The sequence below is a fragment of the Longimicrobium sp. genome (assembly GCA_036389795.1).
Classification (GTDB): domain Bacteria; phylum Gemmatimonadota; class Gemmatimonadetes; order Longimicrobiales; family Longimicrobiaceae; genus Longimicrobium.
This window is the reverse complement of record DASVWD010000190.1, coordinates 15,859-31,855: the sequence shown is the minus strand read 5'-3', so window position 1 is coordinate 31,855 and position 15,997 is coordinate 15,859. Positions and strand designations below refer to the sequence as shown.

Here is a 15,997-nt window from a genome sequence, read left to right as displayed (position 1 = left end):
CTACTTCGACTCCCAGGGTGGAGAGCGCGTAGCGCGACGCCTGCAGCGGCGTCTGGAGAGGCTCGGCTACAAGGTGGAACTGCGGAAGGCCGCCTGAAGAGCGCGACCCCGGCTCCGTAGTTTCTATTCAGGGAGCCGCCGCGCCGAACCTGCCTCGGCAACGATGTCCAGCGGCGACCGAAGGATCTACTCACCCCAGGGCGAGGCCGGCTTCTGCGCACTGCATCTGGCCACCAGACACGAGGAGTAGATCCTTCGGTCGCGTCCAACCGTTTGCGCGGGAGCGAATTACGCGCCGACGCTCCCTCAGGATGACTCCTGGGTGGCGTGGAATGCACTGCCGGACTGTGGTATCAGACGCCGGGAGGCAGCGGGCCGAGGGGGACGTCGAAGCGGCCGTTGCGTACGGTCAGCGTGCCGGCGCCGTTGTGATTGACGAGCGTCATCGAGAAGGTGCCGCGCACCCGGGTGGCGCTCGCGTCCGTGACGGTGACCACCCCCGTCCCGCCGGAGTTGACGAAGAGCCACTCGTCGAGGTCGACCTGGCCCGACAGGTCCAGGTTGAAGAACGCACTCATGTCGAAGCACGGCGCAACGCGGTTGTCGGGCGTGCACATGCGGAGCTGGCCGGGCGTCCACCGGAAGCCGCCGACGAGGAGGACCGCGTTGCGGCGGCCGTTTCCCCGCGGCATTCCCGCCCGCAGCCCCGACAGGCTCGCGTTGCCCACTGCCCCCGCGTAGGCCAGGGTCGCCGGGCTCGTCGCGCTCAGCGGGCCGCGCGCCTCGAAGTGCCCGGAGAGCGCGCCCGAGTAGTCGAAGGTGACCAGCCCCTCGTCGTCCGCCAGCCCGCCGCCCGCCGGATCGCCGCAGCCGCAGAGGACCGCGAGCGAGAGCACCGCCCCCACGCTCCGCTTCCCGAGCATCGTCCATCCCCTCCGCCTGGAGCCGCGCCCCTCGCGTCCGGACCTCCGGCGCCGGAACGGTCACGGGAGCGTGCAACCCGTGTTCCCACGCAGCTCCAGGGGTAAACACGAGCGCCCGCCCCGGATCCGGAGCGGGTGCTTGGCGAGATGGATGATGCCGGCGCCGGCTACATCGCCGCGCCCAGCTCGCGGGCGACGAAAGCGATCACCTGGTTGCGGACCTCGCCCTTGGTGATCCAGCCGTACCCCGCCGTCAGCAGCAGCGGCCAGAGCACCACCAGGCCGATCCCCAGCGCGAGCGCCTGGTTGCGGATGTCGCCGTCGTCCACCGTCACGCCGACGCGGCTCCCCTCGCGCCGCAGGGTGATGTCGAGCGAATAGAGCAGCCCGGTGAGCTGCCGCCCGAAGTCGGACTTCTCCAGCTTCAGCACGGCCCCGTCGTCGGTGCGCGCCCGCACCTTGAGCACGAAGCCCTTGTCGCGGACCAGCCAGTCGGCCAGCGACCGGGCCACCCGCTCCAGGTCGGTGGAGGTGTCGTTGAACCAGCGCGTCTCGGTTGCCATCGCAGACCTCGCAAGGGTGGTGGATCACTCGGAAACGGCACGCGCCACTCACCCGCGCGTTCCAAGCTCATGGTGTGGCGCGCCTTACGGGAGCGCGGCCGGAGGAGTTTCGCGCCGCCTAGAGCCCGCGGACCAGGCAGCCGAGCATCAGGAGCGCGCCGGAGACCACGAGCGCCCAGCGGCCGGCGTCCAGCGGCAGCTCCACGTTCGCCACGAGCTCCGCCACTCCCACCAGCCAGAGGAGGAGCGCCATCAGGAGCGTCGCCCCGCGCGGCGCCTGCGTGCGAAAGCCCATCGGCCCGCCTCCTCCGGAAAACGGTGGTTCCCGCCCCCGTGGACGGAAAGCGCGGAGGCCCGCCCCATTCTCGGGACGGGCCTCCGCGGCCACAAGGGGTGCGCCGGTCCGGGCTACTCGACGTGGATCGTCTGCACCATCCCGTGCATGAGGTGCGGCTTGCCGTCCTTCGCGTCCGGGAGGAAGCAGATCAGCACGTAGTCGCCCGCCGCGAGGTCGACGTCGAAGTTGTTGACCACGCCCGGCTCCAGCCCCGCGACCCCGCCGATGGCGCTGGCCGGGGGCGGGCCCTGCATGCTCCCCATCCACGCCTCCAGGTCCGCGAAGGTCTTCCCCGGGGCCAGCCTGACCAGCTCGACCTCGTGCGGCTGCCGCGCCGCGTTCTGCACGCGGATGGTGTGGCGCCCGGCGGTGAGCGGCTTCGACAGCGTGAACGAGTAGTCGTTGAGCGTCATCACCACGTCGGCCGCGGGGAGGCCGTTGGACGCGTTCGCCACCGGGGTCGTGGCCGGCGCCGTCACGCGCAGCGCCCGGGCCATCCCCTTCATCACGTGCGGCACGTGGTCGGGGATGTCGACGAAGCAGAGGAGCGCGTAGTTGCCCGGCTCCAGCACCAGCGTGGCGTTCGACCCGGAGCCCGGGTCGGGGGCGTTGGGGCCGCCGACCCAGTGCACCCACGCCGGGGGCGGCCCGCCCGCCTGCAGCGCCGCGTACACGTCCTGCAGCGTCTTCCCGTCGTCGAGCTTCACCAGCTGCACGTGGTGCAGCGCCTGCCCGGCGTTGACCAGCCGGAAGGTGGTGGGCCCGGCTGCGATCTCGGCCGGCGCCTCGAAGTTGAAGTCGCGCGCCGTGACGGTGACCACCTGCGGCGCCGCGGCAGACGACTCGTCTCCCGCCTGGGCGTCCGCGCGGCTGCACGCCGCCGCTCCCACGGCAACCCCCACGGCGGCGCCCGCCACGGCCGCGCGCTTCAGCATCCGGTTCCAGGTCTTCATCTCTCGCTTCTCTCCGCGGGAGGTCCCGCGTGCTATGGTTCCAGCCGCCCCGCGCGTCCGGCGGGTCCGGCGCTCCTGCCCGGCAGGTCCCGGCATCGGGACGGCGGCGGCGAATGCACCCCGCGGGCCCGGGCCGGGCACGACACGGCCGTTCCCGTAAGTCGTTGTCGTCCAACACCGTCCATCTTTCCGTCGCGAAAGATCGGGCGCCCGTCTGGGACAGCGCGTCCACAGCTGTGGGACGCGCGCGCCGCAGCGGTGCCGCCGGCTGGGACGTTACGGCCGCTACGGGATCGGTCCGGCTTCGCGGCGCCGGCTCGGGACAGGTACCCGGTGGGGCGGGCGGTGGATCTCCGAAGCCCGGGAGTCGGATCGAGGAGGGTCGGCGGGAGGGAGCAGGAACTCGGAGGTCGGGCGGCCGGCGGAGCGCTCCGGCAAGGCTCTTGCTGATCGAACCGTTCACTATGTCCACTTCACCGCGGATCTTCCTGCTCTCACCCGCATATGCGGGCGGCAAGCGCGGCGAGCTCGTTTTGCGCGACGCCGCGTCGTTCCCCCTCGCGCGGCGGCTGCGCAGCCCCGAGGGCGCGCCGCTGGGCGACGTGTACTCCTTCCTCTCCGGGCTCTACTTCCGGGGGAAGATGGCGTACGTGAAGGCGTTCTCCCGCCCGCCGGCCGGGCTGCCGGGCGCGCTGGTGATCACCCCCACCCGCGGCCTGGTGCCGCCCGAGGCGCCGATCGGCATCGAGCTGCTGCGCGAGTTCGCCTCCGGCGAGGTGCACCTGGACAACGCGGCGTACCGGGGGCCTCTGGAGGAGCACGCCCGTGCGCTGGCCGAGCACGTGGGCGACGGGTGCGACATGGTGCTGCTGGGGAGCGTGGCGACGGGGAAGTACGTGGACGTGCTCACCCGCATCTTCGGCGAGCGCCTCCTCTTCCCCGTGGACTTCGTGGGGCGCGGCGACATGAGCCGCGGCGGCCTGATGCTGCGCGCCGCCGACAGCGGCGAGGAGCTGGAGTACGTTCCCGTGCTCGGCGCCCGCCGCCACGGCGCCCGCCCCCCGAAGCTGGAGCCGCGCCGCTGGAAGAAGCACAGGTGGGAGGAGGAGGCGGCTCCGGCCGAGGCGGACGAGTAAGCCCCCGGCTGGGCGGGTGAACCCGCGGCAACAACGGCGAAAAGCCCGCCTGCGCGGGCTCCTTCGGCGCATTCCGCGAGTTCGGGCGCGCGCAGGCAGCGATTTTCCTTCCCCACAGCGCCGGGCGCGCGCTACTATACCGGCCATGGACACCCCTGCCGCCCCCGATCTCCCGCCCCAGCGCCGCTCCCAGGCCCAGCTGGGCGTGTTCCTCACGCTCGTCGCCTGCGCGTGCGCCGTCACCCTGGTGATCCTGGGCGGCCGCGACGTGATGGCGGTCGGCGGCTCGTGCAGCTCGGGAAACACGGTCTCGTACGAGCCGGAGTGCCCCCCGGGCGCCTTCGCGATGTTTCCCGGCATCATCGTCGGGATCTTCGCCTTCGTGCGCTACGGGGAGCAGACCAGCAAGCACGGCGTCCCCAGCCTCATGTGGCTCGCCATTCCGGCGCTCCCCCTGTATATCGGCTCGTGCTCCCTTGCTTCCGGGCTGCGCCCGCCGGGCGGGGACGGGCTCGACTGGGTGTCGCTGGTGATGGCCGCCGTTTTCCTCGCGATCGGCGCCATGCTCCTGCCGGCGTCGCTCCGGACGACGCTCCGCGAGTTCACCACCCGCTCGGTCCGCGTCTACTGGCTGGCGCTGCAGCTCCTGGCGATCCCCGTCGGCATCTTCGCCGGCGTGCAGTTCTACCGGCTCCTCACCTCCTGAGGGCGCCCCTCTTCCCCGCCGAACAGATCGATCTCGCCACACAGAGAAACAGAGGAACGGAGAACCGACACCAGTGAACGTCGTTCTCTGTTTCTCCGTTTCTCCGTGTGAGAATCGGTTTTTACGGTACGCGCTCCAGGGTGATCGGCTGGCCGCCGGGCGGGGCGACCACCAGGCGCACCGGCCGGTCGCCCTCCACGCGGAAGTCGGCGCGGAAGTTGGGCGGCGCGTCCGCCGCCGCGCCGCGGAAGCGCGTGCCCGAGGGGGCGATCTCGAACGCCGGCATCCCCGGCGCGGTGAGGCGCAGGACGCCGCCCGCGGCCTCGACCTGCACCTCCATCGCGGGCGAGGCCGAGCGGTACGTCCCCGCGTAGCGCGCCAGCTCGGCGGGAGAGAGGGCCATCGGCGCGCCGGTGTCGGCGGGCGGCTGCGCGGCGGGCCGGCGCGGCGGGTCGACGAAGCTGTAGCCGTCGGCGTGGATGCGCCAGCGGCCGTCGGCGCCCTTCTTCCACACCACGATGAACTTCCCCCGGGTGCCGTTCAGCGTGTAGTAGCCGATGTCGGTGGCCAGGTCGCCCGCGACGCGGCGGTCCACGATCTGGAACGACACCTCCGGCCCGGGGCGCCCCTCGCGGCGGAACCCATCCAGGAACGACGTGAACTGCCGCAGGATCTCCGGGTGCCCGCGGGCGATGGTGTCGCCCGGCACCAGGTAGAACGCGTCGTCGGCGTAGAGCGCCGCCACCATCGCGGGGTCCGCCCGCCGGTACGCCTCGGCGAAGCGCGCGTACGCCCGGTCGAACTCGGCCGCCGGGTCCTGCGCCGCCGTGGGCGCCGCGGCCACGAGCGCCAGCGCCGCCAGCCACACTGCGCGTCTCTGCATCGTCTTTCTCGCTTTTCCAGGGTGAGGGGGACGGCGATCGGACAGGAACGGATGAAGGACCGCGCTTCTGCCCGCAATCCCGCGGTTGGATTCCCATTCGCGGGAGGTTGTTGTAATCGCGGCGGCCGAACGATGAACGCGAGATCCCGATTCAGGTTGCCGGATTCACGCGACGAGTCTCACGAGACGCGCTCGACCACGTCCTCGTCCGTGAAAATCCCCTGAGCTTGCGCGTGCGGCACCATGCGGGCGCGAAGCTCCCGGAAGCGCCGGATCAGCAGGTACTCACGGAGAGCCTGCCGGACGAGGTCGCTCCGAGACAACCCGTGCTCCTGCGTGAACGCGTCGACTTCGGCTTTGATGTCTTCAGGAAGGCTGATCGTGATCGTCTCGCGCATGCATCCTCCTTTCTCCTGTATTGAAAAGTAAATGGCCAGGCAGCGTCTACAATCTGCGCGTGCCGGATTTCGTCCACCAGGTTCAGAGAGCGCGGTTGAGAATCATTCGCAAGTTGTTGCCAAAGCCGCACTTGCGCACGTTCGAGAGTGGTCCGCATATTGCCATAGGGTTGGACCGAACCCGAACCGAGGAGGATCGGATGCAGAACCCCCAGGAACGGCCCCAGGCGCAGGCTTCCGTCGTCGGCGCGTGCACCGTGACCGACTGCCGGTTCAACGAGAACCACGAGTGCCACGCCGGCCAGATCGAGGTGCGCGTCGGCCCCGACGGCGCCCACTGCGCCACCTACACGCCCGAGGCCTCGTCCCGCCCGCGCCCGTAGCGGACCGTCGCGGCCTGACGCACGAAAGGGCTCCCGTCAGCGGGGGCCCTCTTCGTTTCTTACCACCCGGTTGAAACCGGGGGCTACAACAACACGAAATCCGCCTGCGCGGACTGCTCCAGGACATCCGCGCAGACGGCGAGGCACCGCCCCGTCGCATCCTCGTACTTCCGTACTTTCGTACTTCCCTCCGCCGTGGTAGATTGGTTGAGAACGCTTCTCAACCAGGGCAGATGCTTCCGAACCTTTCGACCGCGGCCACCTTCCGGCAGATCTCCGAGACCGAGCGGGGCGAGCGCAGCCGCCGCGCGGCCGCGGGCGCGCTGGTGCTGGCGGCCGTGGAGCGCGCTCGCTCGGGCGAGGCCGACGAGTTCGGCCGGCGGCGGGCGGCGCGCGAGGTGGAGGCCCTGGAGCGCTGCGCCGAGAAGTCGATCCTGCAGCGCCTGCTGATGCTGGTGGAGGGCGGCGCCGCCCCGGACGCCCGCATGGTGAAGCCGCTGGTCTCCTACGCCTGCGAGCTGGAGCGCACCCGCCGCCTCCCCGAGGCCGACGCCGCCGTCTCGCTGGCCTTCGCGCTCGACGGCGGCAACCCGGCCACGGCGCTGCACGCGGCGCGGCTGGCCCGCAAGCTGGGCGAGCGCGAGCGGGCGCTGGCGCTCTACTGCGCCGCCCGCGACCTGGACGGCGCCGGAGGCGCCATCGCGCGCCTGGCCGCGGTGGGCGAGGCGGTGGTCTCCGACGACCCCGTGCGGAGCCTCTCCCGCGCCGTCCGCCGCGCCTTGCGCGCGGGCGACGCCGAGTCGGCCGCGGTGGGGCTCGAGGAGCGCGCCGCAGCCCGCCGCGCGGCCGGCGACCGCCGCGGCGCCGCGCGCGACCTGCTCCTGGCCGCCGCGCGCTACGCCGACCCCGTCGACCGCGCCCGCGTGGCGCACGAGCTGGCCGGCGTGACCCTGGCGCTCGGCGACGCCGCCGCCGCCCGCGAGTCGCTGCTGGCCGCCCTGGCCACCGGCGACGCGCCGCAGAAGGACCATGCGCGCGCCCGGCTGCACACCCTGGCGCGCGACCTGGGCGACCAGGTGGGGATGCGCCGCTGGCGGTCGTTCCAGCGCCCCTCGCTGGTCTCGCTCTCCGCCTACCGCCCCGCCCCGGCCGCTCGCTCCCTGGCCCCGCGGCTCGCCCGCTGGCGCGAGGCGCTGGCCGGGGAGCCGGCCAGCTAGGACGGATCCGGGGAACGGGATCGCGAAGGCGTGGGCGGGTGCCCGCGCCTTTTTTGCTGCGGGGGTGGTGAAGGGCGGCTGAAGCCGCGGCGACAACCGCAGAAAGCCTCGCAAACCCCGCGAGGCTTCAACTGCTCGACGCGTCGCATCGACGGATCGAAATTGGAGCAGGCGGCCGGGCGGGCGCAACGGTGGGAGAACGCCGACGCGGACGTGCGCGCGTGGGTCGAGAAGGTCGTCGCCGCGCTGCGGGAGGAGCTCGGCGCGTCGCTCGTGGGCGTGTACCTGCACGGCTCGCTGGCGGCGGGGTGCTACCGGCGGCCCAAGAGCGACGTCGACCTCCTCGCCGTCGCGCGCGAGCCGATGGCGGAGGAGGCGCGCCGGAGCCTGGCCCGGCGCCTCCTGGCGCTCGCCGACGCGCGGCCCACGGTGGGATACCTGGAGCTGAGCGTGGTGCTGGAGCGGCACGCGCGCGCCTTCCATCACCCGCTGCCGTACGACTTCCACTTCAGCGAGAACCTGGAGGAGAGCGTCCGCGGCGGCGCCTACCAGCATCCGCCCGGCGCGCGCGACCCCGACCTGGCGGCGCACGTCACGGTCGCCCGGGCCCGCGGCATCGCGCTCCTCGGCCCGCCTCCCGCCGAGGTGTTCGGGCCCGTGCCGTGGGAGGACTTCCTCGAATCGGTGCTGGGCGACTTCGCCTGGATCGTGGCGGGCGACCACGTGCTGGAGAGCCCGTTCTACGCCGTCCTCAACGCCTGCCGCACGCTCCAGCTCCTCCGCGAGGGTCCCGGCACCGTCGCCAGCAAGGAGGAGGGGGCGCGCTGGGCGCTGGCGCACCTCGCGCCCGGGCACCGGCCGCTGGTCGAGCGCGCCCTCGCCTGCTACCAGTCTTCCATCCCCGTCACTCCCGGGACGCGCCGCACCGGCGGGCTCGCGTGGGACGCCGGCGCCCTGCGCGCGTTCCGCGACTACGCCGCGCGCGAGGCCGCCCGGCTCGCCCGCGAGCGCGGCATCGCGATGCCGCGGGACGATGCCATGGTGTAAAAAACGGGGCAGCCGCCTGCGGGCTCCGAGAGGACGGAGCCCGCGCGCGGTGAGGGCCGCCTGGGTGGCGCGATCCGCATCCGCGCTCGGAAAAACGCCGGGGCCCGGAACGCTCGTCAGCGCCCGGGCCCCGGCCCGCCGTCCCAATCCAACCCACCCTCAGAGGAACCCGGGAGACACCAGGTTCGGTGGAAACGGAGTGCAAGGAGCGGACCAAAACATGCTCGTACGGGCATATCACCATTAGGGTGGATCTTCTCTCGCGCTTGCCATGGGGATGGCCGTACGTATATTTGCACGTACGCACAGGCTGCCTTCCTCCAGGAGTTCACGATGCGGTACACTGCGCGCGCTACTACATCTGGCCGGGCCCATGCCCTGGCGTTCACGAAGGACCTTGCCAGGGAGCACCCGGAGTTCACGAAGGGCCGCTTCGACGTGCACGTGATTGCTCCAGGGCGCCTTCTCGTCAGCGCGATCGATGATGTAGAGGAAGAGGAGGGAGACGATTCCGATCCGGTGCTGGAGGCGTTTCTCGGGTTCCTCGAGGGGCAGATGGCGGCTCGTCCGGATCTGATCCGCCCGTTCACCGCCGCGGACGTCGAGGGCCTGGATGAACTGCTGAAGGACGTGGAAGTGGGCCTGGATGATGACCTCGGCGATTTCACGCTTCCCTGACCGGAGGCACCTTGACACGAAAGCGGAGTCGGGAGGGCGGAAGCTCTGAGCGGCGGTTCCCGGTGGAGCCGCCGTTCGTTGTGAATGGCTGGAAAATCTACGTCTGGTCCGAATTCGCGGAGCGCTGGAGAGCGTTGCGGCAGGCTGTCGAGGTACTTCGGCGCAACGATCCTCTCGGGTGGGTGCATCATCCGGAAGCGAGATTTCTCGAGGCGCTGCGGAGGGTGGTGCTCGAACAGATTCCCTCGGATCCGGGTTCCGAGCGTTATCGCCAGGGGCTGACTCTCGGAAAAGAGCATCGACACTGGCGGCGTGCCAAATTCCTTCGCCGCTTCCGCCTGTTCTTCCGTTACCACAGTGAGAACAAGATCATCATCTACGCCTGGCTCAACGACGAGGACTCGCTTCGGGAGGCGGGAGCCCGCACCGATGTGTACAGGGTGTTCGACGGAATGCTGAGGCGTGGCACACCGCCGTCGGATTGGGATGCTTTGCTGACGGAGTGCGAAGCCTGGAGGCAGAGAGACGCAGGCTAGTCCGACACCTCGTCCCAGGTGACAGCGTCCCGGAAGGTTACTCTCGGATGACGGCCCAACAGCGGAGGCTGAGGTGGAGAAGCTGCTGGTGGTGCTCGGCGCCACGGCCGGCGGGTGGGCGGGGTGGTGGCTGGGCGGGCACGTGGGGATGATGACGGCGGTGGTGCTGGCGGCGGTGGGCACCGGCGCCGGCGTCTACCTGGGCCGCCGCATCGGCCGCGACTACTTCTGACGGCGGGACCGCCGCAGCCGGCCTCCTTCCCTTCCCCGCGCTCGACGATGAACGACGCCTCCTCCCCCGCCCTCATCCGGCCCGCCACGGCCGCGGACGCCGCGGGGCTGGCGCCGCTGATCACGCACCTGGGCTACCCGAGCACGCCGGAGCAGATGCGCGCGCGGCTGGAGCGGATCGCGGCGCACCCGGACTACGCGACGCTGGTGGCGGAGCGCGGCGGGCGGCTGGTGGGGATGGCGGGGCTCAAGCGCGGGCTGTCGTACAACCACGACTGGCCGTACGCGCGCATCGTGTCGCTGGTGGTGGAGCCGGGAGAGCGCGGGCGCGGGACGGGGGCGGCGCTGGTGGCGGCGTGCGAGGCGTGGGCGCGCGGGCGGGGCGCCGCGTCGGTGCACCTCACCACGGCGCTGCACCGCGAGGGCGCGCACCGGTTCTACGAGCGCCTGGGCTACGAGCGGACCGGCGCGCGCTACCTGAAGAAGCTGGGGTGAGACGGGGCGTCAGCCGGTGCCGGCCAGGAAGGCGAGCCCGCCGCCCACCAGCAGGATGAGCCCCAGCACGCGCGCGAGCGCCGCCCCCGACTCGGGCCCGCGGGGGGCGTAGCGGCCGACGCGCTCGTCGGCCAGGATCAGGGCGAGGCCCAGCGCGCAGGCGAAGGTGCCGAGGAGAAAGGACATGGCGGGCTCCAGCGGTGAAGGGTCCGGCTATTCCGGCTCGAGGGGAAGGGTGCGCCGGCGGGGCCCCGCCCTTCTTCACGTCCACCGCCCGCCGGCGCAGGCACCAAGATTGAGCGCCGCTCACCGGCGCGCAAGGTGGACGTTCAGGGCGGTGCGAAGCGCGGGGAGCGGAGTGCGGAGTAAAAGACGCCGTTCGCGGCGCCGGCCGGCGTCGTGAGGGCGGTCCGTGCGTTCGAAGCCTCGCGCGGGTTTGCGAGGCTTTCCGCCGTTGTTGCCGCGGCTTCGGCAGCCTACGCGTGATTCCGACCCGTTCGCTGCCGGGACGGGTTGACACGGTGCGGGGCGTCGTCGATTCTACCCGGAGCCGTCGTCCCCAACGGATGTTTCCCCCGCTCCGCGCCCTGGCGGAGCCCGCACGAGCAGAGGAGAGCCGATGTCCAGAGCCTTCCGTCCGGCGCGCCTGGCCGCCGCGGCGCTGCTGCTGGCCGCCGCCGGCGCCCAGGCGCAGACGGCCGCCCGGCTGACCAGCCCCCGCCAGCAGTTCGGCCACGAGATCGGCGCCGACTACGTGCTCCCCAACTACCAGCAGCTGGTGGCGTACTGGCGGAAGCTGGACGCCGAGAGCGACCGCATGACGCTGGTGGACATCGGCAGGACGGCCGAGGGGCGGCAGCAGGTCATGGCCGTCGTCACCTCGCCCCAGAACCACCGCGGCCTGGACCGGTACCGCGAGATCGCGCGGCGGCTGGCGCTGGCCGAGGGGGTCGACTCGGCCGAGGCGCGGCGGCTGGCGCGCGAGGGGAAGGCGGTGGTGTGGATCGACGGGGGGCTGCACGCCAGCGAGGTGCTGGGCGCGCAGCAGCTGATGGAGACGCTCTGGCAGGTGGTCAGTCGCGACGACCCGGAGACGCGGCGCATCCTGGACGACGTGGTGATCCTCTTCGTCCACGCCAACCCCGACGGGATGGACCTGGTCTCCGACTGGTACATGCGCGAGCGCGACCCGCAGAAGCGCTCGCTCAACTTCCTCCCGCGGCTCTACCAGAAGTACATCGGCCACGACAACAACCGGGACTTCTACGCCTCCACGCAGCCGGAGACGGAGAACATGAACCGGGTGCTGTACCACCAGTGGTTCCCGCAGATCGTCTACAACCACCACCAGACGGGGCCCACGGGCACGGTGCTGTTCGCGCCCCCCTTCCGCGACCCCTTCAACTACGTGTACGATCCGCTGGTGGTCACCGGCATCGACTTGGTGGGGGCGGCCATGCACAGCCGCTTCGTGGCCGAGAACAAGCCGGGCGCGACCACGCGGCGCGGGGCCAGCTACTCCACCTGGTGGAACGGGGGCCTCCGGACCACGACGTACTTCCACAACATGATCGGGCTGCTCACCGAGACCATCGGCAGCCCCACGCCGATGGACATCCCGTTCGTGCCGAACCGCCAGCTCGCCAGCGGCGACCTGCCGCTGCCGGTGGAGCCGCAGCGCTGGCACTTCCGCCGCTCGGTGGACTACTCGGTGACGGCCAACTACGCGGTGCTGGACGTGGCCTCGCGCTACCGGGAGACGATCCTCTACAACATCTGGCGGATGGGGATGAACTCCATCGAGCGCGGCCGCCGGGACCACTGGACCAACTACCCGCGCCGCGTCGACGCCATCCGCGACTCGCTGCGCGCCGCCAGCCGCGCCCAGGGCCAGGCCCAGAGCCAGGGCCAGGGCCAGGGTCAGGGCCAGGCCGGCGGGGGGAGCGCGGTGATGTCGACGGGCGGGCTCTTCCAGGGAGCGCCGAACCCCGAGGAGTCGCGGCGGCTGCTGGCCTCGCTGCACCGTCCCGAGTGGCGCGACCCGCGCGGCTACGTGATCCCCGCCGACCAGCCCGACTTCGCCACGGCCGTCAAGTTCGTCAACGCGCTGCGCGAGAACGCCGTCCAGGTGAACCGCGCCACCCGCGAGTTCCGCGCGGGCGGGAAGACGTATCCCGCGGGCTCGTTCGTGATCTGGACGGCGCAGCCGTTCCGCCCGCACGTGCTGGACATGTTCGAGCCGCAGGACCACCCCAACGACTTCCTGTACGAGGGCGGCCCGCCGATCCCGCCGTACGACAACGCGGGGTGGACGCTGGCGTACCAGATGGGGGTGAAGTTCGACCGCCTGCTGGAGCCGTTCCAGGCGCCGGTGGAGCCGGTGACGGCGTGGAACCTGGACCCGCCCGCGGGCCACGTCGAGGCGCCGCGCTGGGCGCCCGCGGGCTACCTCCTCTCCCCCCGGCAGAACGACGCCTTCGCGGCCGCCGCCCGCCTGCTGGCCGCCGGCTTCGAGGTGTCGCGCGTCGTGCGGGCCGACGGGCGCGACGGCGAGCGGGTGGAGGCGGGGGCGTTCTACGTCGGCGCCAACGGCCGCGCGGTGTGGGATAGCATCGGGGCGCTGGCCCGCGGCCTGGGAGTCGACTTCCAGGCCGTCCACTCGGCGCGGGTGCCGCGCGACATGCGCAGGCTCCGCACGCCGCGCATCGCGCTGTGGGACCGCTACGGCGGGTCGATGCCGTCGGGGTGGACGCGCTGGATCTTCGAGCAGTGGGGGATCCCGTACCGGGTGGTCTTCGCGCCCGAGCTGGACGCGGGGAACCTGAACGCGAAGTACGACGTGATCGTCTTCCAGGGCGGCGCCATCCCCGAGCGCGACCGGCCGGCGGGCGGGGGGCAGGGCGGAGGCGGCGGAGGCGGAGGCGGAGGCGGAGGCGGTGGGGGCGGCGGCGGAGGCGGCGGAGGCGGCGGGATGCCGAATCCGGAGCAGGTGCCGGCCGAGTTCCGCGACCAGCTCGGCAACGTGACGGTGGCGAAGACGGTGCCGCAGCTGCGCGCCTTCCTGGAGAACGGGGGGACCATCGTCACCATCGGCAGCTCGACCGTCCTCGCCCGGCACCTGGGGCTCCCGGTGGAGAGCCACCTGGTGGAGCGCGCGCAGGACGGGAGGGAGCGCGAGCTGCCGCGGGAGAAGTTCTACATCCCCGGCTCGGTCCTGCGCGTGGCCGTGGACCCCGGCCGTCCGGCCGCGTGGGGGATGGAGGACCACGTGGACGTGATGTTCGACGAGAACCCCGTCTTCCGCCTGGGCGAGGGCGCCGAGGCGCGCGGGGTGCGCCGCATCGCCTGGTTCGACACGGCGAGCCCGCTGCGCAGCGGCTGGGCGTGGGGGCAGCAGTACCTGGACGGCGGCGTGGCGGCGGCCGAGGCGAGCGTTGGGCGCGGGACGCTCTACCTGTTCGGCCCGGAGATCACCTTCCGCGCCCAGCCTCACGGCACCTTCAAGCTGCTCTTCAACGCGATCTTCCAGAGCGCGGCGGAGCCGGCGGGGGGCGGGCGGTAACGAGACGGGCAGAAGTGGCGCAACAACCTGGGGCGCACTCGTGGATTTCGAGATCCTTACGCTCCTCGTGACCATCAGTCTTGCCGCGACGGGAATCGCGGCAACGTACTGGAACACGCTCGCTGCAGCCAAGCGCAAGGAGCGGCTCGACCTGGTGAACCGGCGTATCGCCGACTTCTACGGACCGCTCTTTGTGCTCACCAGAGCTGGAGAGGCTGCATACAGGGCTTTCGAGACGAGAGTTGGCCGCGAGTCCGACCCATCCCTCACCGAGCCGCTGACGTCGGATGAACTGGCCGAGTGGCGAGTCTGGGTCAAGCATGTGTTCATGCCCCTCAACGAGGCCCGTGAACGGCTGATTCGCGAGAAGGCCTACTTGATCAGAGAACACGAGATGCCAGAGTGCCTGCTGACGTTCGTTACGCACGTCTCGTCGTGGAAAGCGGTGATCGCGAAGTGGGAGGATGGTGATTTTACGGATGTTTTCTCAGTCGTCGACTATCCCGAAGAACTGGGCGCGTACGCTACGGATTCCTACCTGGAGCTCAAGACGCAGCAACTCACTCTCATCCGCGCATTCGGCATGAAAGGGCGAGCCCTCGCGCGAAGCGTGTGAACCTGGACGGCTGGCGGACGAATTGCGGCCAGGTCCAGGCGCGGAACACCTTGGAATCGGCGGTGAAGTTGCCAGCTGCTCCACGCGGAGCTCTCCAGACATCGAATGGCCGAAGCTCTGTACGATAAGATCGGGGTCGGCTACTCCGCGTACCGCCGCCCCGACCCGCGCATCGAGGCACGCATCGATGCCGCGCTTGGGTCTGCGCGCACGGTCATCAACGTGGGGGCCGGGTCCGGGTCGTACGAGCCGGCGGACCGCGCCGTCGTGGCGGTGGAGCCCTCGGCCGAGATGGTGCGGCAGCGGCCCCGCGGCAGCGCTCCGGCCGTGCGCACCACCGCCGAGCGCCTCCCGTTCCGGGATGCGTCGTTCGACGCCTCCCTGGCGGTGCTGACCATCCATCACTGGCGGGACTGGCGGGCGGGGCTGACGGAACTGCGGCGCGTCGCCCGGGAGCGGGTGGTGATCCTCACCTGGGACCCGGACGGCGCGCGGTTCTGGTTGATGGACGAGTACTTCCCGGAGATCATGGAGGCCGACCGGCTCATCTTCCCCTCGATCGAGGAGATGGCGGCCGTGCTCGGCCCCGTGGACGTGCGGCCGGTGCCGGTCCCGGCGGACTGCACCGACGGGTTCCTCGGCGCGTACTGGCGCCGCCCCGCGGCGTACCTGGACGCGGGCGTCCGCGGTGCGATGTCAGGCTTCGCAAAGCTCCGGAACCCCGGCCCCCAGCTCGCCCGCCTCGCCGCCGACCTCGCGGACGGCACCTGGGCGAGCCGGCACCACGCCCTGCTCTCGGCCACGGAGCTCGACCTGGGCTACCGGCTCGTCATCGCCCCGGCCCGGTCCGGCTCCGGCGCTGCGTGAGGCCGATTCGCCTTCAACTCACGTACCCTGCCCGATGCTCCGGCACTGCGTAGAGCTTTTCCGATCATGCCTCCTCCATCCCGGACTGCCATGGACTTCCCCGAGCGCGACTGGAAGCACCTGCGGAAGGTGCATCGCCTGGCACTGGAGCGCTACTGCGAGCGCGTGCTCCAGGAGTGCGCGTCCATCCTGAGCGAGTCCGGCAGCACCGCGCACGAGCGCTACCTGAAGCTGTACGAGCTCACCCAGGAGCGCGACCGCGAGCTGGCCGGGGCGTTCGACGACATGCGCCGCTCCAGGGCCACCGTCCGCCTGGCCGCGATGCGCGAGCTCGGGGTGGTGACCGACGAGGAGATGGAGGGCTTCACGCCGGAGACGCGCGACATCGTCGAGCGCGCGCTGAGCATCTCCTGGTAGCGGGCTCGCCTGAATGGGCCTTCACACCGCCGAGCCCGCCGCACCCGGT

At 71.5% G+C, this 15,997-nt stretch carries 20 protein-coding genes; 13 read left to right on the top strand and 7 right to left on the bottom strand.

Annotated features, from left to right (window positions below):
- Positions 1-353: 353 nt before the first annotated feature.
- The 4 genes from VF746_23405 to VF746_23390 form a co-directional block, all read right to left on the bottom strand.
- Positions 354-923: a hypothetical protein gene (locus VF746_23405; protein HEX8695379.1), complete on the bottom strand. Its 570-nt coding sequence runs from the start codon at positions 921-923 to the stop codon at positions 354-356.
- A 167-nt stretch (positions 924-1,090) separates the two neighbouring features.
- Positions 1,091-1,486 (bottom strand): hypothetical protein, encoded by a 396-nt coding sequence (locus VF746_23400; protein HEX8695378.1) that lies wholly within the window; start codon positions 1,484-1,486, stop codon positions 1,091-1,093.
- A 118-nt stretch (positions 1,487-1,604) separates the two neighbouring features.
- Positions 1,605-1,781, bottom strand: coding sequence for a hypothetical protein (locus tag VF746_23395; GenBank protein HEX8695377.1), 177 nt, complete (start codon positions 1,779-1,781; stop codon positions 1,605-1,607).
- Positions 1,782-1,894: 113 nt separating this feature from the next.
- The gene (locus VF746_23390; GenBank protein ID HEX8695376.1) at positions 1,895-2,776 is read right to left on the bottom strand and encodes a hypothetical protein; all 882 of its coding nucleotides are present in this window, start codon (positions 2,774-2,776) and stop codon (positions 1,895-1,897) included.
- A 464-nt stretch (positions 2,777-3,240) separates the two neighbouring features.
- Here VF746_23390 and VF746_23385 point away from each other — a divergent pair, with 464 nt between their 5' ends.
- Both VF746_23385 and VF746_23380 read left to right on the top strand, forming a co-directional pair.
- Positions 3,241-3,912 (top strand): hypothetical protein, encoded by a 672-nt coding sequence (locus VF746_23385; protein ID HEX8695375.1) that lies wholly within the window; start codon positions 3,241-3,243, stop codon positions 3,910-3,912.
- A 145-nt stretch (positions 3,913-4,057) separates the two neighbouring features.
- A complete protein-coding gene (locus VF746_23380) occupies positions 4,058-4,618 on the top strand; it encodes a hypothetical protein (protein ID HEX8695374.1) in 561 nt (186 codons plus the stop codon).
- A 121-nt stretch (positions 4,619-4,739) separates the two neighbouring features.
- Here the strand turns inward: VF746_23380 and VF746_23375 are convergent, their stop codons facing one another.
- Both VF746_23375 and VF746_23370 read right to left on the bottom strand, forming a co-directional pair.
- A complete protein-coding gene (locus VF746_23375; protein ID HEX8695373.1) occupies positions 4,740-5,501 on the bottom strand; it encodes a DUF4440 domain-containing protein in 762 nt (253 codons plus the stop codon).
- A 179-nt stretch (positions 5,502-5,680) separates the two neighbouring features.
- Positions 5,681-5,899 carry a ribbon-helix-helix domain-containing protein gene (locus VF746_23370; GenBank protein HEX8695372.1) on the bottom strand — a complete coding sequence of 73 codons (219 nt, stop codon included), beginning with the start codon at positions 5,897-5,899 and terminating at the stop codon, positions 5,681-5,683.
- Between the two features lie 200 nt (positions 5,900-6,099).
- Here VF746_23370 and VF746_23365 point away from each other — a divergent pair, with 200 nt between their 5' ends.
- The 7 genes from VF746_23365 to VF746_23335 all read left to right on the top strand — a co-directional run bounded on the left by VF746_23365 (position 6,100) and on the right by VF746_23335 (position 10,486).
- Positions 6,100-6,282, top strand: coding sequence for a DUF1540 domain-containing protein (locus tag VF746_23365; GenBank protein ID HEX8695371.1), 183 nt, complete (start codon positions 6,100-6,102; stop codon positions 6,280-6,282).
- Positions 6,283-6,515: 233 nt separating this feature from the next.
- Positions 6,516-7,499 (top strand): hypothetical protein, encoded by a 984-nt coding sequence (locus tag VF746_23360; GenBank protein ID HEX8695370.1) that lies wholly within the window; start codon positions 6,516-6,518, stop codon positions 7,497-7,499.
- Positions 7,500-7,661: 162 nt separating this feature from the next.
- Positions 7,662-8,546, top strand: coding sequence for an aminoglycoside adenylyltransferase domain-containing protein (locus VF746_23355; GenBank protein ID HEX8695369.1), 885 nt, complete (start codon positions 7,662-7,664; stop codon positions 8,544-8,546).
- A 333-nt stretch (positions 8,547-8,879) separates the two neighbouring features.
- Positions 8,880-9,224, top strand: coding sequence for a type II toxin-antitoxin system PrlF family antitoxin (locus tag VF746_23350; protein ID HEX8695368.1), 345 nt, complete (start codon positions 8,880-8,882; stop codon positions 9,222-9,224).
- Between the two features lie 62 nt (positions 9,225-9,286).
- The gene (locus VF746_23345) at positions 9,287-9,760 is read left to right on the top strand and encodes a type II toxin-antitoxin system YhaV family toxin (protein ID HEX8695367.1); all 474 of its coding nucleotides are present in this window, start codon (positions 9,287-9,289) and stop codon (positions 9,758-9,760) included.
- A gap of 73 nt (positions 9,761-9,833) precedes the next feature.
- Complete coding sequence (locus VF746_23340; protein ID HEX8695366.1) at positions 9,834-9,992, top strand: hypothetical protein; 159 nt, start codon at positions 9,834-9,836, stop codon at positions 9,990-9,992.
- A 47-nt stretch (positions 9,993-10,039) separates the two neighbouring features.
- Positions 10,040-10,486: a GNAT family N-acetyltransferase gene (locus VF746_23335; protein ID HEX8695365.1), complete on the top strand. Its 447-nt coding sequence runs from the start codon at positions 10,040-10,042 to the stop codon at positions 10,484-10,486.
- Between the two features lie 9 nt (positions 10,487-10,495).
- Here the strand turns inward: VF746_23335 and VF746_23330 are convergent, their stop codons facing one another.
- A complete protein-coding gene (locus tag VF746_23330; GenBank protein ID HEX8695364.1) occupies positions 10,496-10,672 on the bottom strand; it encodes a hypothetical protein in 177 nt (58 codons plus the stop codon).
- Positions 10,673-11,105: 433 nt separating this feature from the next.
- Here VF746_23330 and VF746_23325 point away from each other — a divergent pair, with 433 nt between their 5' ends.
- The 4 genes from VF746_23325 to VF746_23310 all read left to right on the top strand — a co-directional run bounded on the left by VF746_23325 (position 11,106) and on the right by VF746_23310 (position 15,948).
- A complete protein-coding gene (locus VF746_23325; GenBank protein HEX8695363.1) occupies positions 11,106-14,048 on the top strand; it encodes a M14 metallopeptidase family protein in 2,943 nt (980 codons plus the stop codon).
- A gap of 40 nt (positions 14,049-14,088) precedes the next feature.
- Positions 14,089-14,664, top strand: a complete 576-nt coding sequence (locus VF746_23320) for a hypothetical protein (protein ID HEX8695362.1) — start codon at positions 14,089-14,091, stop codon at positions 14,662-14,664.
- 105 nt (positions 14,665-14,769) lie between these two features.
- Positions 14,770-15,531: a class I SAM-dependent methyltransferase gene (locus tag VF746_23315; GenBank protein ID HEX8695361.1), complete on the top strand. Its 762-nt coding sequence runs from the start codon at positions 14,770-14,772 to the stop codon at positions 15,529-15,531.
- A 90-nt stretch (positions 15,532-15,621) separates the two neighbouring features.
- Positions 15,622-15,948 (top strand): hypothetical protein, encoded by a 327-nt coding sequence (locus VF746_23310; protein HEX8695360.1) that lies wholly within the window; start codon positions 15,622-15,624, stop codon positions 15,946-15,948.
- The last annotated feature ends 49 nt before the right edge of the window (positions 15,949-15,997 follow it).

Bases quoted from the DNA above. Each gene is read 5' to 3' on its own strand.
- VF746_23405 (HEX8695379.1), bottom strand. From the start codon at position 923: ATGCTCGGGAAGCGGAGCGTGGGGGCGGTGCTCTCGCTCGCGGTCCTC.
- VF746_23400 (HEX8695378.1), bottom strand. From the start codon at position 1,486: ATGGCAACCGAGACGCGCTGGTTCAACGACACCTCCACCGACCTGGAG.
- VF746_23395 (HEX8695377.1), bottom strand. From the start codon at position 1,781: ATGGGCTTTCGCACGCAGGCGCCGCGCGGGGCGACGCTCCTGATGGCG.
- VF746_23390 (HEX8695376.1), bottom strand. From the start codon at position 2,776: ATGAAGACCTGGAACCGGATGCTGAAGCGCGCGGCCGTGGCGGGCGCC.
- VF746_23385 (HEX8695375.1), top strand. From the start codon at position 3,241: ATGTCCACTTCACCGCGGATCTTCCTGCTCTCACCCGCATATGCGGGC.
- VF746_23380 (HEX8695374.1), top strand. From the start codon at position 4,058: ATGGACACCCCTGCCGCCCCCGATCTCCCGCCCCAGCGCCGCTCCCAG.
- VF746_23375 (HEX8695373.1), bottom strand. From the start codon at position 5,501: ATGCAGAGACGCGCAGTGTGGCTGGCGGCGCTGGCGCTCGTGGCCGCG.
- VF746_23370 (HEX8695372.1), bottom strand. From the start codon at position 5,899: ATGCGCGAGACGATCACGATCAGCCTTCCTGAAGACATCAAAGCCGAA.
- VF746_23365 (HEX8695371.1), top strand. From the start codon at position 6,100: ATGCAGAACCCCCAGGAACGGCCCCAGGCGCAGGCTTCCGTCGTCGGC.
- VF746_23360 (HEX8695370.1), top strand. From the start codon at position 6,516: ATGCTTCCGAACCTTTCGACCGCGGCCACCTTCCGGCAGATCTCCGAG.
- VF746_23350 (HEX8695368.1), top strand. From the start codon at position 8,880: ATGCGGTACACTGCGCGCGCTACTACATCTGGCCGGGCCCATGCCCTG.
- VF746_23335 (HEX8695365.1), top strand. From the start codon at position 10,040: ATGAACGACGCCTCCTCCCCCGCCCTCATCCGGCCCGCCACGGCCGCG.
- VF746_23330 (HEX8695364.1), bottom strand. From the start codon at position 10,672: ATGTCCTTTCTCCTCGGCACCTTCGCCTGCGCGCTGGGCCTCGCCCTG.
- VF746_23325 (HEX8695363.1), top strand. From the start codon at position 11,106: ATGTCCAGAGCCTTCCGTCCGGCGCGCCTGGCCGCCGCGGCGCTGCTG.
- VF746_23315 (HEX8695361.1), top strand. From the start codon at position 14,770: ATGGCCGAAGCTCTGTACGATAAGATCGGGGTCGGCTACTCCGCGTAC.
- VF746_23310 (HEX8695360.1), top strand. From the start codon at position 15,622: ATGGACTTCCCCGAGCGCGACTGGAAGCACCTGCGGAAGGTGCATCGC.